At 71.8% G+C, this 14,092-nt stretch carries 14 protein-coding genes; 4 read left to right on the top strand and 10 right to left on the bottom strand.

The window, feature by feature from the left end; all coding sequences use genetic code 11:
• Nucleotides 1–5: 5 nt before the first annotated feature.
• From ABZU99_RS18095 to ABZU99_RS18085, 3 genes are all read right to left on the bottom strand, one after another.
• The gene (locus tag ABZU99_RS18095) at nt 6–653 is read right to left on the bottom strand and encodes an HAD family hydrolase (RefSeq protein ID WP_356044766.1); all 648 of its coding nucleotides are present in this window, start codon (nt 651–653) and stop codon (nt 6–8) included.
• A gap of 52 nt (nt 654–705) precedes the next feature.
• A complete protein-coding gene (locus ABZU99_RS18090) occupies nt 706–1,704 on the bottom strand; it encodes a carbon-nitrogen hydrolase family protein (protein ID WP_356044768.1) in 999 nt (332 codons plus the stop codon).
• Between the two features lie 300 nt (nt 1,705–2,004).
• Nucleotides 2,005–2,535 carry a pyridoxamine 5'-phosphate oxidase family protein gene (locus tag ABZU99_RS18085; RefSeq protein ID WP_356044771.1) on the bottom strand — a complete coding sequence of 177 codons (531 nt, stop codon included), beginning with the start codon at nt 2,533–2,535 and terminating at the stop codon, nt 2,005–2,007.
• A 213-nt stretch (nt 2,536–2,748) separates the two neighbouring features.
• On the opposite strand from ABZU99_RS18085, the gene ABZU99_RS18080 reads away from it, so the two are divergent.
• Nucleotides 2,749–3,429 (top strand): helix-turn-helix domain-containing protein, encoded by a 681-nt coding sequence (locus ABZU99_RS18080; RefSeq protein WP_355953156.1) that lies wholly within the window; start codon nt 2,749–2,751, stop codon nt 3,427–3,429.
• Between the two features lie 4 nt (nt 3,430–3,433).
• Here the strand turns inward: ABZU99_RS18080 and alc are convergent, their stop codons facing one another.
• Nucleotides 3,434–4,591, bottom strand: coding sequence for an allantoicase (gene alc, locus ABZU99_RS18075; RefSeq protein WP_355953154.1), 1,158 nt, complete (start codon nt 4,589–4,591; stop codon nt 3,434–3,436).
• Nucleotides 4,588–5,937: an allantoinase AllB gene (gene allB, locus ABZU99_RS18070; protein ID WP_356044775.1), complete on the bottom strand. Its 1,350-nt coding sequence runs from the start codon at nt 5,935–5,937 to the stop codon at nt 4,588–4,590. Before allB ends, alc begins: the two co-directional genes overlap by 4 nt.
• Nucleotides 5,938–6,254: 317 nt before the next feature.
• Here allB and ABZU99_RS18065 point away from each other — a divergent pair, with 317 nt between their 5' ends.
• Nucleotides 6,255–7,040 (top strand): IclR family transcriptional regulator, encoded by a 786-nt coding sequence (locus tag ABZU99_RS18065; RefSeq protein WP_355953148.1) that lies wholly within the window; start codon nt 6,255–6,257, stop codon nt 7,038–7,040.
• Between the two features lie 323 nt (nt 7,041–7,363).
• Here ABZU99_RS18065 and ABZU99_RS18060 read toward each other — a convergent pair whose 3' ends face one another.
• On the bottom strand, nt 7,364–7,678 hold the full coding sequence (locus ABZU99_RS18060) for a DUF5955 family protein (RefSeq protein ID WP_355953146.1): 315 nt from the start codon (nt 7,676–7,678) through the stop codon (nt 7,364–7,366).
• A 263-nt stretch (nt 7,679–7,941) separates the two neighbouring features.
• Here ABZU99_RS18060 and ABZU99_RS18055 point away from each other — a divergent pair, with 263 nt between their 5' ends.
• Nucleotides 7,942–8,550: a nucleotidyltransferase family protein gene (locus ABZU99_RS18055; RefSeq protein ID WP_356044779.1), complete on the top strand. Its 609-nt coding sequence runs from the start codon at nt 7,942–7,944 to the stop codon at nt 8,548–8,550.
• A 134-nt stretch (nt 8,551–8,684) separates the two neighbouring features.
• Nucleotides 8,685–10,304, top strand: a complete 1,620-nt coding sequence (gene aceB / locus ABZU99_RS18050; protein WP_356044782.1) for a malate synthase A — start codon at nt 8,685–8,687, stop codon at nt 10,302–10,304.
• A gap of 418 nt (nt 10,305–10,722) precedes the next feature.
• Here the strand turns inward: aceB and ABZU99_RS18045 are convergent, their stop codons facing one another.
• Genes ABZU99_RS18045 through uraD form a run of 4 tightly spaced genes read right to left on the bottom strand, consistent with a single transcriptional unit; the run spans nt 10,723 to nt 13,859 of the window.
• Nucleotides 10,723–12,093 carry an 8-oxoguanine deaminase gene (locus tag ABZU99_RS18045; RefSeq protein WP_356044784.1) on the bottom strand — a complete coding sequence of 457 codons (1,371 nt, stop codon included), beginning with the start codon at nt 12,091–12,093 and terminating at the stop codon, nt 10,723–10,725.
• A 13-nt stretch (nt 12,094–12,106) separates the two neighbouring features.
• Nucleotides 12,107–12,988, bottom strand: a complete 882-nt coding sequence (gene pucL / locus ABZU99_RS18040) for a factor-independent urate hydroxylase (RefSeq protein WP_355953136.1) — start codon at nt 12,986–12,988, stop codon at nt 12,107–12,109.
• A 5-nt stretch (nt 12,989–12,993) separates the two neighbouring features.
• Nucleotides 12,994–13,347 carry a hydroxyisourate hydrolase gene (gene uraH, locus ABZU99_RS18035; RefSeq protein ID WP_355953133.1) on the bottom strand — a complete coding sequence of 118 codons (354 nt, stop codon included), beginning with the start codon at nt 13,345–13,347 and terminating at the stop codon, nt 12,994–12,996.
• Entirely contained in the window at nt 13,347–13,859 is a 513-nt protein-coding gene (uraD, locus tag ABZU99_RS18030; RefSeq protein ID WP_355953131.1) for a 2-oxo-4-hydroxy-4-carboxy-5-ureidoimidazoline decarboxylase, read from the bottom strand. Before uraD ends, uraH begins: the two co-directional genes overlap by 1 nt.
• Nucleotides 13,860–14,092 lie beyond the last annotated feature (233 nt).

Raw genomic sequence — 14,092 nt, 5'->3', positions numbered from 1 at the left:
CGCGACTACGCAAGGTGACGGCAAACGATGTCCACGAGCTCGGAAAGCGAGTCGACGCGCCAGTCGGCGCCGGCCGCTTCCGGGGCGGAAGCCCACAGGTATCCGTACGGGCCACGGCGCAGATGGGCCGTGAGAAGCCCGGCCGCCGCGGCGGGGGCGGTGTCATTGGCGGGGTGGTCACCGACATACAGCGTCCGCTGCGGCGGTGTGCCGGCGACCTGGATGACGCGCTCGAAGAACCGGGGGTCGGGCTTTGCCACGCCCCACTCCCCGGACGTGGCGATGGCGTCCACAGGCAGGTCCAGGCCACGCAACAATTCCCCTGTACGCCGCGTCTGATTGCCCGCGACGATCACCCGTGCCCCGGCGCCGCGAAGGGCTGCGAGAGCTGGCCGTACGTCCTCGTACAGATCCGACTCATCCAGGAATTCACCCCGCCCGGCGGCGTCCATCGCCGCACGCTCGGCAGCGATGTCGATTCCCGGCCGGATCAGGCGGATGGCGTCGGCGTTGTCCCTGCCCCGGGCGACCACCGCACCGGCGAGGGCGGACAGTGTGTGCCGGGGGACGCCGAGCCAGTCGGCCCATGCCGCCCATCCGCGATCGTCGCGGATGAGGGTCTCGCCTACGTCGAGGACGACGGTATCGATCACTGGCAGAAGCCTACGGGGTGGGGCGTCCCCGTGACCCGACTGCGACCCATGCTCATCGAACTCCTGGCGGATGCGCGTGAGTGCCTGGCTCCTGGGCGGGGAGCAACGGGTGGTGTCTCGGGGCGGCGTCCCCGTGACCCGACTGCGACCCATGCTCATCGAACTCCTGGCGGATGCCCGTGAGTGCCTGGCTCCCAAGCGGGGAGCAACGGGTGGTGTCTCGGGGCTCGGTGGCGGGGTCGCGGAAATCGGTGAGCACCGTATGGACTTCACGGGCGCACCGCAGCCGCTCGGGGTCCAGCTCGGCGACGACCAGTTCCTGTTCGGTGGAGCCGGCTTCGGCGGCGAGGCGGCCGGTGGGGTCCCAGATGGCGCTGCTGCCACAGGTGTTCCAGCCGCCGGTGGTGCCAACATGGTTGGCCAGCACCGTGTAGATGGTGTTGTCGAAGGCGCGAGCCGGGAACCACATCCGGGACTCGTGATAGCCGTTGCCCACGCTGAAGAGGCCGCCTACCAGGTAGGCGTGGCAGCCGTCGAGCGCTGCGGCGCGGGCGTGTCCGGGGAAGCCGGAGTCGTAGCAGATGCCCAGGCCCAGCCGCCATCCGTCGACCTCCACCGAGCCCCCGGTGCGTCCCGGCCTGTAAAGGTCGCGCTCGGCGCGGAACAGCATCTGCTTGTCGTAGCGGGCTGCCCATGTGCCGTCGGAGTCGATCACCACGGCAGAGACGTACAGCTTGCCGACCTCGTGCACGGCGGCGCCCACGATGGCCACGGTGCCCGTGTCCCTGCACGCCGCCATGAGAGGGCTCAGCCGGGCATCGCCTCCCGCTTGGACGGCACAGCGCACTGGGTCCGCGCGGATGAGTTCGGGCTCGTACCCGGTGAGGAATTTCTCCGGGAAGACGACCACGCGTACGCACGCCTGTGCGGCGGCCTGACGCACCATCGCGGCTGCGGTGGTGGCGTTGACGATGACGTCGCCCGGTGCGGGACAGGCCTGGGCAGCGGCAACGCGAAGCGGGCGAGAGGGCCACGGGGCCGGATCAACCATGGCGGCAGAGCCTACCGATAGCGATACCACACGCCGTCCGGCGTCGGGCGGCAGTTCCACACCCCTGCCAGACGGCGCTGAGACCGGTCGCCACCTCCGGCCGACGTTCCAGCCCACGCCCTGGAGGGGCGTGGCGGCGTGCGGCGCTTCCTCGCCAACGTGCACGAGGTCGTCGCCGCACAGCGGCCCTCCTCGGAGACGCCCGCCCGAAGTCCTTCGCCGGACAAAGGGCGGGAGGCTCAGTGATCCGGCACCTGCTCGCCCGTCCCGGACACGCTTCGGCCACCGCGCGGGCCGGTCTCAGCGGGCGAAGCGCCAACGGGTCTGGCTGAAGCCTTCGCCCCTGCTGAACCCGAAGACGGTGCGGGGTGCCACCTCGAAGACCAGGGCGCGGCCCCCGTGGTCCTTGGAGTCGAAGGCCTCGGCCCGCACCTCGAAGTGCCAGCGCGGGCCGTACTTCGCCTCCCACGCCGCCGCCAGCTGGGCCAGCCTGTTCTCGTCGGTGACCTGGACCGCCTCGCCCTCGACCACCAGGTCGCAGCCCTCGTCGGCGTTGGTGCCGGTGGTGAGGACGACGTGTGGGTTGGCGGCGAGGTTGAGTGCCTTGCGCTCCTGTTCGCCGGTGGCGAAGTGCAGCGCCCCGTCCCTCCACACCGACATCAGCGGCGTGACATGGGGGCGGCCGTCCGGACGTACCGTCGACAGCCAGGAGATCTCGGCCTTCTCCAGGCTGGACAGGGCCTCGGCCCAGGGCGTGGCGGTGGCGTCGGGGGAGCTGTAGCGCGGGTCCAGATCGGTCTGCGGTTCCTGCGTCTGCGCCTGTGTCGGCATGGCGGACTCCTTTCGGTCCTCGCTCCTTACACATGGTCTCCGTGAAGTGATGACTCCGCCCGACGACCGGACTCATCGCAGACCGTTGTATGCGGCGGCCGCCTGCTGGTGCTGCCGGTGTTCGGCGGCGCCGAACATGGCGAGGTTGGCGCCATCCGTAGCTGAACGGGCGGTCGGTAAGCAAGTAGGGTGGCGGTGACGAAAGGAACCGCTATGCCCACGGCCACGGGACATGAGCGACGCAGCGGCCTTGAGACACGCGCCGAGATCCTGCGCGTGGCGCTGAGGCTCTTCACCGAGAAGGGCTTTGAGGCGACCTCGACCCGGGACATCTCGGAGGCGCTCGGCCTCACGAAGTCGTCGCTCTACTACCACTTCCGCAACAAGGAAGAGATCGTGGCGAGCCTCGTCATCGAGCGCCGCCAGGAGCTGGACGAACTCATCGAGTGGATCACCGCGCAGCCCAGGACGCCCGATCTGCCGCGGCGGGCGGCGCTGCGGTGGGTGGAGAGCACCACGCCCGAGCGCCTTCAGGCCATGCGGCTCGCGCATGCCAACCAGCCGATCATGCGGCGGCTGACGGACAGCGGACAGGACATCCGCAGCGCCTTCGAGCGCGTCATCGACCTCCTCGTCGGGGAGGACGCGAGCGCGCAGGAGCGCCTTCTGCTGCGCATGACCTTCGACACCGCCGGAGCGGCGCTCCTCTCGGCGCAGGGAACCGACGCCGACGCCGAGGACATCATCGCGGCCGCCCGCCGCGCCAGCCTCGCACTCTCCCAGGCGAGGGAGACCCGCTCAGCGGAGGCGGTGAAACTCGCCGCTGATCCCTCGCCGTTCGGCCTGGCCGAGGGCTTGGACGCCGAGAAGGATCAGCACTTGACTTCGCCGTAACCGCTTAGGCGCCGTTCAACTCCGCGTGGCGCGCGGCCAGTAGCTTGGCACCCTCCTCCGTCAGCGTCCCGTGCAGCCGCAACCGGGCGATGCCGCCGTCCGGGTGGATGTCGATCCGAACGTGAGTGACCGGTGCGGCCTCGTCCAGCAGGAAGCGGTGGATCGTGTCGGGCTGGAGGCGGGTGCGGGGAAGGAGTTCGGTCCAGCCGGGGGCCGTGTGGTCGGAGGGGTCCGCGCCCGATGCGCCCGAGGCCGCGTCGATCCCGTACAGCGCCGCCCAGCCGGCCGCGTTGCCCTTGTAGCAGCCGGTGTCGATCTCCACGGCGCGGATGGACGCCTGGGCGGTGAGGCGGTAGCGGACCCAGTCATGGCCCTTGTCGCGGCGGCGGCGGGTTTCCCAGCCCTCGTCCATCTTGTGGGAGCGGCCGGGCCGGAGGGAGTTGGCGGGCGGGGAGTAGAAGCGGTCGGAGGCGTCTTCGGCCGCGCCGCCGTTCTCCAGGGCGACCAGGTCGAAGGTGGAGAGCGCGGTGAGCCAGCGGGGATCGGGGGCGACCTCGCCATGGACGCGGAGGCGGGCGATGCCGCCGTCGGGGTGCTGCTTCAGCCGGAGGTGGGTGAACCGGCGCTCCACCGCGATCGCGAAGCCGTTGGCCGCGTGGCCGCCCACCGGGGTGCGGGGGACGAGTTCCGTCCACTCCACGTCGTCGGCCAGCAGCTCCTCCGGAGACGGGGCGCCCTCCACCGACGTCGCCTCGACGCTCACCGCCTGCGGGTAGTTGCCACGGAAGTGGGCGGTGTCCACGACGATGCCGTGGATGACTCCCGGCACGCCGAGGCGGATCAGGGCCCAGTCGTGGTCCTCCTCCGTGGGGTGCGGGGCCTCGGCCGAGGCCCCGCGGCGGCGCCTGGTCTCCCAGCCGTCCATGACCTTGCCCTTGTGGCCGAAGGTCTCGGGATCGAAGTGCGGCGCCTGGTGCCGCAGCAGGTTCTCCCGGTCGGCGAAGAACTCGTCGTTGGCCGCGATGACGCTTGCCCCGAGCCGCCGATCGGCCAGGTCTGTCAGATGGCTGAAGGAAAATTCCGCTGTGCGGTAGTCGGCGTACGGGTCTCCGCCGCCGTACGGGTCGGCGTCTCCGGTGAAGCGGGGGATCGGCGCGGTCATGCGCGGGGCTGCCTTTCCAGGAGTCGGCCGGTGGGTTCGGTCGGCGCGCCGTGATCGGCGATCTTCCGGCCGCGCAGCCAGGTGGACCGTACGACGCCGTGCAGCGTCCTGCCCGCGTAGGCGGTGACCTGGTTGCGGTGGTGGAGGGCGGTGGGGTCGACGGTGAAGGTCTCCTCGGGGGCGAGGACCGCGAAGTCGGCGTCGCGGCCGGCCTCGATGGCGCCCTTGTGGTCGAGGCCGACCAGTGCGGCGGGGGCGGTGGACATCCAGCGGGCGACGTCCCGGAGGGTGTGGCCGCGCCGGCGGGCCGCCGACCATACGGTGGGCAGGCCCAGTTGGAGCGATGAGATGCCGCCCCAGGCCCGTCCGAAGTCGTCGACCTTGAGGTCGGCGGTGCAGGGCGAGTGGTCGGAGACGACACAGTCGATCAGCCCCGCGGCCAGGCCCTGCCACAGCGCGTCCTGGTTGGCCGCCTCCCGTATGGGCGGGCAGCACTTGAACTCGGTGGCGCCGTCGGGGACTTCCTCGGCCGTGAGGGTCAGGAAATGCGGACAGCTCTCGACGGTGATCCGGACGCCCTCGCGCCGGGCGTCGGCGATCAGCGGAAGCGCTTCGGCTGAGGAGAGGTGGAGGACGTGGACGCGGGCGTCGAGCCGCCCGGCGAGGGCGATGAGCCCGGCGATGGCGCGGTTTTCGGCCTCGCTCGGGCGCGAGGCGAGGAAGTCGGCGTAGCGCGGGCCGGTGGGCGGCGGGGCGCCGTCGATGAGGTGCGGGTCCTCGGCGTGGACGATGAGCAGTCCGCCGAAGCCGGCGATCTCCGCCAGGGCGGTCTCCAGCTCGGCGGGAGAAAGCTGAGGGAACTCCTCCACCCCGGAGGGAAGCAGAAAGCATTTGAAGCCGAGGACGCCGGCATCGTGCAGGGGCTTCAGACCGGCCGCGTTGCCGGGGACGGCCCCGCCCCAGAAGCCGACGTCGACATGGGCCGACCGCCGGGCGACGGCCCGCTTGGTCTCCAGCGCCTCGACCGTGGTGGTCGGCGGGATGCTGTTGAGCGGCATGTCGACGAGGGTGGTGACGCCGCCGGCCGCGGCCGCGCGGGTGGCGGAGGCGAAGCCCTCCCACTCGGTGCGGCCGGGGTCGTTGACATGCACGTGGGTGTCGACGAGGCCGGGGAGGAGGGCGTCGTCCCCGAGGTCCTCGACCCGGGCCGCGGCGGGGACTTCGGCGTCGTACGGCTCGACGGCCGCGATGCGGCCCCCGGCCACGGACACGGAGGCCGCGCGCATGCCGTCGGGGGTGACCACCCTCCTCGAGCGCAGCACCAGCTCCACGTCGGCGTCGGGCACCGGGCACCCACCTCCGCTTTCGCGTCCCGGAATCAACATTCCGTTGAATTTTTCCGTCCGCCGTCGGCCCGGTCAAGACCCCACCCAGGGGAGCTCCGCATGCCGGACCGGCCGACGACCGGCCGACGACCGGCCGGCGGGCCCACCGACCGATCGACCGATGGTGCCGGACCGGCAAACCGGCTGTGACCGGCGCCAACAGCCTTCCGAAGCCCCTGTGGAGGCCGCCGCGGACCGGTAGGCTGCCCGTGGCCGGCCGGCCGCGAGTCGTCACCGCGCGCGGGCCGGCGCCGCCCGCTGTGAAAGGAAACGCCGACGTGCCGTCCGCCGAGCCCAAGTCCGCCGCCGCCGGCTCCGGGGGCGTCCAGTCCCTTGAGCGCGCCTTCGATCTGCTGGAGCGGATGGCCGACGCCGGGGGCGAGGTCGGGCTGAGCGAGCTCTCCGGCAGCAGCGGACTGCCGCTGCCCACCATCCACCGGCTGATGCGCACGCTGGTGGCCTGCGGCTACGTACGCCAGCAGCCCAACCGGCGGTACGCCCTCGGCCCCCGGCTGATCCGGCTCGGCGAGAGTTCGTCGCGGCTGCTGGGCACCTGGGCGCGGCCGTATCTGGCGCGGCTGGTGGAGGAGACCGGCGAGACCGCGAACATGGCGCTGCTCGACGGCGATGAGGTGGTCTATGTGGCGCAGGTGCCCTCGCGCCACTCGATGCGGATGTTCACCGAGGTCGGCCGGCGGGTGCTGCCGCACTCGACGGGCGTCGGCAAGGCCCTGCTGGCCACCGCGCCCCCGGAAGAGGTACGCGCCCTCCTCTCCCGGACGGGCATGCCTGCCGCGACCAAGAGGACGATCACCTCGCCGGACGAGTTCCTGGACGCCCTGCGGCGGGTGCGCGAGCTGGGCTACGCGGTGGACGACAACGAGCAGGAGATGGGCGTCCGCTGCCTCGCCGTGCCGGTGCCCGACTCCCCCACGGCGGCGGCCATCTCGATCTCCGGCCCGGCGGGCCGGGTGACGGACGAGGCCACGGAGGACATCGTGCCGATCCTCAAGCAGGTCGCGACCGACCTCTCGGGCGCCCTGGCCAACACCGCCTCCGCCTGACGTTCGCGGCGCGGGTCGTACGGTGCGGGCGCGGCCGCCCGTCCGCCTCACGCCTCACCCTCATCAGGCCGCACCCCGCCGGTGTACGCCCCCGGCGGGCGGAGGCCGTACACCGGAACGCCGCAAGGGGTGCTCCTTCCTGGCGGCACCCCGGGCATCCCGGCACCCCGGGCATCCCGGCACCCCGGGCATCCCGGCACCCCGGGCATCCCGGCACCCCGGCACGCGGCACAGCGTGCCGCAGATCGGACAGCACGCCGTACCTGGCGCGAGGCGCTCACCGCCCGGCCCGGGCCGGGCGGTGGGCGCCCGGGAAGCTTGACTCAGTCCCTCGCCCACGACTGCGGCACGCTGCCGAAGACGTCGATCGCCGCCCGAACGCCCGCCAGGGCCGGGCCCAGGGCGCTGACCGAACCCAGGGCGCCCGCGATGAGCAGGAGGGAGCGGCGGAGGCGATGGAGCTCGGGGGCACCGGTGCGGGCCATGGCGTCCAGGGCCGCCAGCTCGTCGTCCGCGATCGCCCGGTCGGGTAATTCGACCGGATGCGCGGCCAGATCGCGCCTCAGCCGGGCCACGGCCAGGCGCAGTTCGACCGCTCGTGGGTCTTCATCAATGCCCGCCACTCGCCTGGGTTCCACGACTGCGGCGCCCTCCACTGACGAGGCGCCGGGAGCGTCCCAGAGCCTCGTTCCGTCGTTGGACAACACTGCCCTTCTCCCCCTCCCGCACTAGTCGCACGAGCCTGCCCTCTCTGCCGCACGGCCGCCATGCGCCGATTCGGGCACAAGGGGCTGCGGATCAGTTAACGCCACTCTGTGCATGACGCGCCATACGGAGAGCGAAAATCAGACCGGCTGGGAGGAAGCGCCCACGGCGCGCCCCGGTGCGGTAAGCAGGGCCCATGGATCGCACGACATGTGACAACGCGCAGGTCGCCGGAGTGCTGTTGGCGGCTGGTGGTGGACGGCGGCTGGGCGGGCGGCCGAAGGCCCTGCTGACGTACCGGGGACGGCCGCTGGTGGAGCACGCGGCGCGGGCGCTGCGGGAGGGCGGCTGCGCGCCGGTGCACATCGTGCTGGGCGCCGCCGCTGAGGCCGTACGGTCGCGGGCCCGCCTGCCCGGGTGCGTACTGGTCGACAACCCCGACTGGGAGCAGGGCATGGGGTCCTCGCTGCGCGCCGGGCTGGACTCGCTGACCGGGACGGGGGCGCGGGCGGCGCTGGTCGCGCTGGTGGACCAGCCGGGGATCGGCGCCGAGGCGGTGGCGCGGGTGCGGGCGGCCTATCGCTCGCCGACGAGCCTGGCGGCCGCGGTGTACGGCGCGGAGCGCGGGCATCCGGTGCTGTTCGGCGCCGAGCGGTGGCCCGATGTCGCGGAAAGTGCCGTGGGCGACCGGGGGGCACGCGCCTACTTGAGGGCGCATCAGTCGGCGATCACCCTCATCGACTGCTCGGACATCGCCCGGATGGACGACATTGACAACCCGGAGGACTTGACACGGCTGGAGTGAGCCTCAGGGAGGGTGAGCCACGGAGAGCCCGGTGCAACAAACAATTGAGCTTCCACCATGAGGAAATTAGTATCCACAGGTCAGAAGAAGGCCGCTATGGCAGGCCACCGCAGGCCGCTAAGGAGTGACAGCCCATGTCCGCAGCAGCGCCGTCCCCGCTGGCCATCGTCGATGCCGAGCCGCTGGAGCGTCAGGGAGAGGTGCTGACCGACGCGGCCCTGGCCTTCCTGGCCGAGCTGCACCACCGCTTCACCCCGCGCCGCGACGAGCTGCTCGCCCGCCGCGCCGAGCGCCGCGCCGGGATCGCCCGCGCCGGCACCCTGGACTTCCTCCCGGAGACGGCCCACATCCGTGAGGACGGCGACTGGCGTGTGGCCCCGGCCCCGCCCGCCCTCGAGGACCGCCGCGTGGAGATCACCGGCCCCACCGACCGGAAGATGACCATCAACGCCCTCAACTCGGGCGCCAGGGTCTGGCTCGCGGACTTCGAGGACGCCTCGGCGCCCACCTGGGAGAACGTGATCGGCGGGCAGCTGAACCTCACCGACGCCTACGAGCGCCGCATCGACTTCACCTCCCCCGAGGGCAAGACCTACGCACTGCGCCCCGCCGAGGAGCTGGCCACCGTCGTCACCCGGCCGCGCGGCTGGCACCTCGACGAACGCCATCTGCGGGACGCCGAGGGCCGTCCCGTCCCGGGCGCCCTGGTCGACTTCGGGCTCTATCTCTTCCACAACGCCCGGCGTCTGATCGCGATGGGCAAGGGCCCGTACTTCTACCTCCCGAAGACCGAGTCGCATCTGGAGGCCCGCCTCTGGAACGACGTCTTCGTCTTCGCCCAGGACCATCTCTCCATTCCGCAGGGAACGATCCGCGCCACCGTCCTCATCGAGACGATCACGGCGGCGTACGAGATGGACGAGATCCTCTACGAGCTGCGCGACCACGCCTCCGGGCTGAACGCGGGCCGCTGGGACTACCTCTTCTCCATCGTCAAGAACTTCCGCGACGGCGGCCCCGGTTTCGTCCTCCCCGACCGCAACGCGGTCACGATGACCGCCCCGTTCATGCGCGCCTATACCGAACTGCTGGTCCGCACCTGCCACAAGCGCGGCGCGCACGCGATCGGCGGCATGGCGGCCTTCATCCCCTCCCGGCGCGACCCCGAGATCAACGCCGTCGCCTTCGACAAGGTCAAGGCGGACAAGGACCGTGAGGCCGGCGACGGCTTCGACGGCTCCTGGGTCGCCCACCCCGATCTGGTCCCGGTCGCCCGCGCCTCTTTCGACGCCGTCCTCGGTGACCGGCCGCACCAGAAGGACCGGCTGCGCGAGGACGTCCGGGTCACGGCGGCCGAGCTGATCGACATCGCCTCGCTGGAGGCCAAGCCGACGTACGAGGGGCTGCGCAACGCCGTCCAGGTCGGCATCCGCTATATCGAGGCGTGGCTGCGCGGGCTGGGCGCCGTCGCCATCTTCAACCTCATGGAGGACGCCGCCACCGCCGAGATCTCCCGCTCCCAGATCTGGCAGTGGATCAACGCGGGGGTCGTGTTCGAGACCGGCGAGAAGGCCACCGCCGATCTGGTGCGCAAGGTGGCCGCCGAGGAGCTGGCGGCGATCCGCGAGGAAGTCGGCGCGGACGCCTTCGCCGCGGGCAAGTGGCGCGAGGCCCACGATCTGCTGCTGCGGGTGGCGCTCGACGAGGACTACACCGAGTTCCTGACACTGCCCGCGTACGAGCTGCTGGACTGAGCCGGGCGCGGCCCGGGCCGGAAGGCCCCGGACCGGAGAGCCCCGGGCCACAGGACCCCGGGCCGGAGGACCCCGGGCCACAGGACCCCGGACCAGAGAACCCCAGACCGGAGAGCCCCGGGCTAGAGGACCCCGGACCAGAGAACCCCGCACCAGAGGACCCCGGACCAGAGAACCCCAGACCACAGGGCCCCAGACCACAGGGCCCCAGACCGTCTGCGGACGGTCCGGGGCCCTCCCCGCGCTACGGCGCAACGCCGCACCGAGCGGTGCGGCGACAGGGAAGCCGCACCCGAGGACATGGATCCTTCAGCCATCGCCCCCGGGTGCGGCCGCCGCCACGGGTCCGGACGCGGGCCCGGGCCCGCGTCCGGCCAAAAGCCGTCCCTCCCGGCCGGAGTCCATGGGCCGGCGTGGGTCAGCTCTGCGCCGCGATACGGGCGAGGCGCCGTGCCTCGCTGCGCGCGTCCCGCGCGATCTCGTCCTCGTCGGCGGTCAGCAGCCGCCCCGACTCCACCACCGGGCGGCCGCCCACCAGCGACAGGGTCACGGGGGCCGCGGCGCCGAGGACGAGGGCCGCGACCGGGTCCTCGATGGACGAGTGGCCGAGGCCGTCCAGCTTCCAGAGCACCAGATCGGCGAGTTTGCCCGCCTCCAGGGATCCGATCTGGTCCTGCCTGCCGAGCACGTGGGCGCCGCCATAGGTGGCCAGGCGCAGTGCCTGACGGGTGGTCAGTGCCTTTTCGCGGTGGGGGCCGAGCCGGTTGATCAGCAGTGCGTTGCGCAGCTCGGTGTGGAGCTCACCGGATTCGTTCGAGGCGGTGCCGTCCACTCCGAGGCCCACCGGTAGGCCCTCGGCGAGCATGTCCGGGACCCGGGCGATCCCGGCCGCGAGCCGGGCGTTGGACGACGGGCAGTGGGCCACGCCCGTCCCGGTCCGTGCGAACGCCCGGATGTCGGCGTCGTTCATATGGACGCAGTGGGCCATCCAGACGTCCTCGCCCAGCCAGCCGGTCGACTCGAAGTAGTCCGTCGGCCCGATCCCGAACCGCTCATGGCAGAACTTCTCCTCCTCGACCGTCTCCGAGCCGTGCGTATGCAGCCGGACACCCTTGCGGCGGGCCAGCGCGGCGGCTTCGCGGAGCAGTTCGGTGGAGACGGAGAAGGGCGAGCAGGGCGCGACCGCGATCTGGAGCATCGCGTCGAAGGAGCCGTCGTGGTGGGTGTCGATGGCCTGCTCGGTGGCGGCCAGCGCGTCCTCGGTGGTCTCGACGGCGAAGTCCGGCGGCAGCCCGCCGTCCGAGGCGCCGAGGTCCATGGAGCCGCGGGCAGCGGTGAACCGCACGCCCATCTCGTGCGCCGCCCGGATCTCGGCGCCGAGCAGATCCCCGGCGCCGCGCGGGAACACGTAGTGGTGGTCCATGGCGGTGGTGACACCGCCGCGGACCATCATCGCGAGCGAGCCGCGCGCCGCAGCGTGGACCATCCGCTCATCGATCCGGGCCCAGACGGGGTAGAGCGCGACCAGCCAGTCGAAGAGGTTGCAGTCCTGGGCGAGGCCGCGGGTGAGCCACTGGTAGAAGTGGTGATGGGTGTTGACCAGGCCCGGGGTGACCAGATGCCCGGTGCCGTCGACCCGGCGTACGACATCCTCCAGGTCCTCGGGGGCGCGCCCCGAGCCCACCGACTCGATGCGGTTGCCCGCGACGACGACATGCCCGGAGGCGTATGCGGTGTCGTGTGCGTCCACGGTCGCGACGGCGCAGTTCTCGATGACGATGCGGTTCACGGGGCGGGGCCCTTCAGTCGGTGGGGATCGCGGCCTCGGCGCCGTCCCGCACGACGGTGGCCTCGATGAGCCCGTATGGCCGGTCGGCGGCGAAGTACACCTCGTTGTCGTTGGTGAGCCCGAAGGGCGCCAGATCGACCAGGAAGTGGTGTTTGTTGGGCAGCGAGAGCCGTATCTCGTCGATCTCGGGCCGGCGCTCGATCACCCGCGCCCCCATCTGGTACAGCGTCTGCTGGAGCGAGAGCGAGTACGTCTCGGCGAAGGCGCTCAGCAGATGGCCGCGCGCCTCCGCGTAGCCGTGGTCCCAGTCGGGCATCGGCTGCGCGTCGCCGCTCCAGCCGTAGCGCCAGCGGGCGTGCACGTCCGTGGCGAGGATGCGGTCGCGCGCCTCCTTGAGGGTGGTGTACTTGTCCTTGACGTACCCCCAGAACTCGGAGTCCGTCGAGTTCATGACGGTGAGGTCCTTGAGCCCGGCGAGCACCTCCCATCGCTCACCGTCGTAGGAGATCTGCGCGGTACGGACCTCCTGGCCCGCGCGGACGAAGGAGTGCCGGGCCGCCCCGGGCGTCTCGATCCGCTCCCAGGCGTACTCCTCGATGCGGATGCGGGCCGCGTGGATCGGCTCCTGGCTGGTGACGAAGTGGCGGGCGAGGTGGATGCCGAACTGCTCGGCCGACTCGATGCCGTGCTCCTTGGCGAAGGCGTACACGGTGTTCTTGGTGGTGTCGGTCGGCAGGACGTTGGCGTTGCTGCCGGAGAGGTGGACGTCGTCCAGGTCGCCCGACAGTGCCACCGAGACGTTGAGGTCCTTGATGTGGTGGACGGCGCCGTCGCGCACCATCCGCACGACGCGGGTTTCCGCTTTGCCGTACTGGTTCTGGGCGAGCTTGGGCATCGGTGCTAGCTCCCTCGGTAGACGGAGTAGCCGAACGGGGTGAGGAGCAGCGGCACGTGGTAGTGCTCACCCGGCTCGACGGCGAAGACGACGGAGACCTCGGGGAAGAAGGCGGGGGGCCGGCCCTTCGCACCGGAGAGGTACGGCCCGGTCTCGAAGCGCAGCCGTACCTCGGTGGTGGACTCGGGGAGGGCGGGCAGATCCATGCAGCGGCCGTCGGCGTCGGTGACGGAGCCGGCGTGAGCGGCCCACGGGGTGTCGTGCCCCGGACGGACGGACAGCTCGACGCCCACTCCCGCCGCCGGCCGGCCGAGACTGGTGTCGAGGATGTGGGTGGACACGGAGGTGGCGGACGCCATCACCGCTCTCCTTCCGCCGGGGGATCGATCAGCCGGGACAGCCGGATGCGGTTGATCTTCCCCAATTCGGTGCGGACGATCTCGCGCTCGGTCTCCGCGTCGTTCTCGATCCGTTCCCGGAGAGCGGCGAGCATCTCCTCGCCTGTCCGGCCGGTGGCGCAGATCAGAAAGACATGGCCGTGGCGCTGCTGGTAGGCGAGGTTCAGCTCCAGCAGCTCCTCGCGCAGCTCGTCCCGCACCCCGCTCTGCTCCCGGGCCGAGGTGGCGTCGCCCGGTGCCGGCCGGCCGATGGGCGGGTGCCCGGCCGTCGCCTCGGCGAGATCGTCGGCGGTCAGCCCGGCCATGGCCGCGTCAGCGGCGTCGAGCAGCTCGCCGGCCCTGCCGTACGGCCGCCCGGCGGCCATCACGGCACCCCAGGCCCGGCTGGCGCACACCTCGTGCAGCAGCCGGGCCACGTCCTGCTCGTCCGCTGCGTTGAACCGGGTCAGGCCCGGCGGAGCGCTGGAAGTCACCCCCGCAAGCTAGGAGCCTGCCCGGGCGACCGTCAACACTTTGTTGAAAACTTCGCGCCATATCAGCACCGCGGGCCACCACCCGGCCGGACGCCCCGGCACGCTGTACCCATGAACGACCCGAGCCCGCTGCTCACGCGCCATATCAGCACCGCGGGCCACCACCCGGCCGGACGCCCCGGCACGCTGTACCCATGAACGACCCGAGCCCGCTGCTCACGCGCCATATCAGC

The sequence above is a fragment of the Streptomyces sp. NPDC005266 genome, from assembly GCF_040607655.1.
Classification (GTDB): Bacteria; Actinomycetota; Actinomycetes; order Streptomycetales; family Streptomycetaceae; genus Streptomyces.
This window is presented reverse-complemented; position numbering and strand designations above follow the sequence as displayed.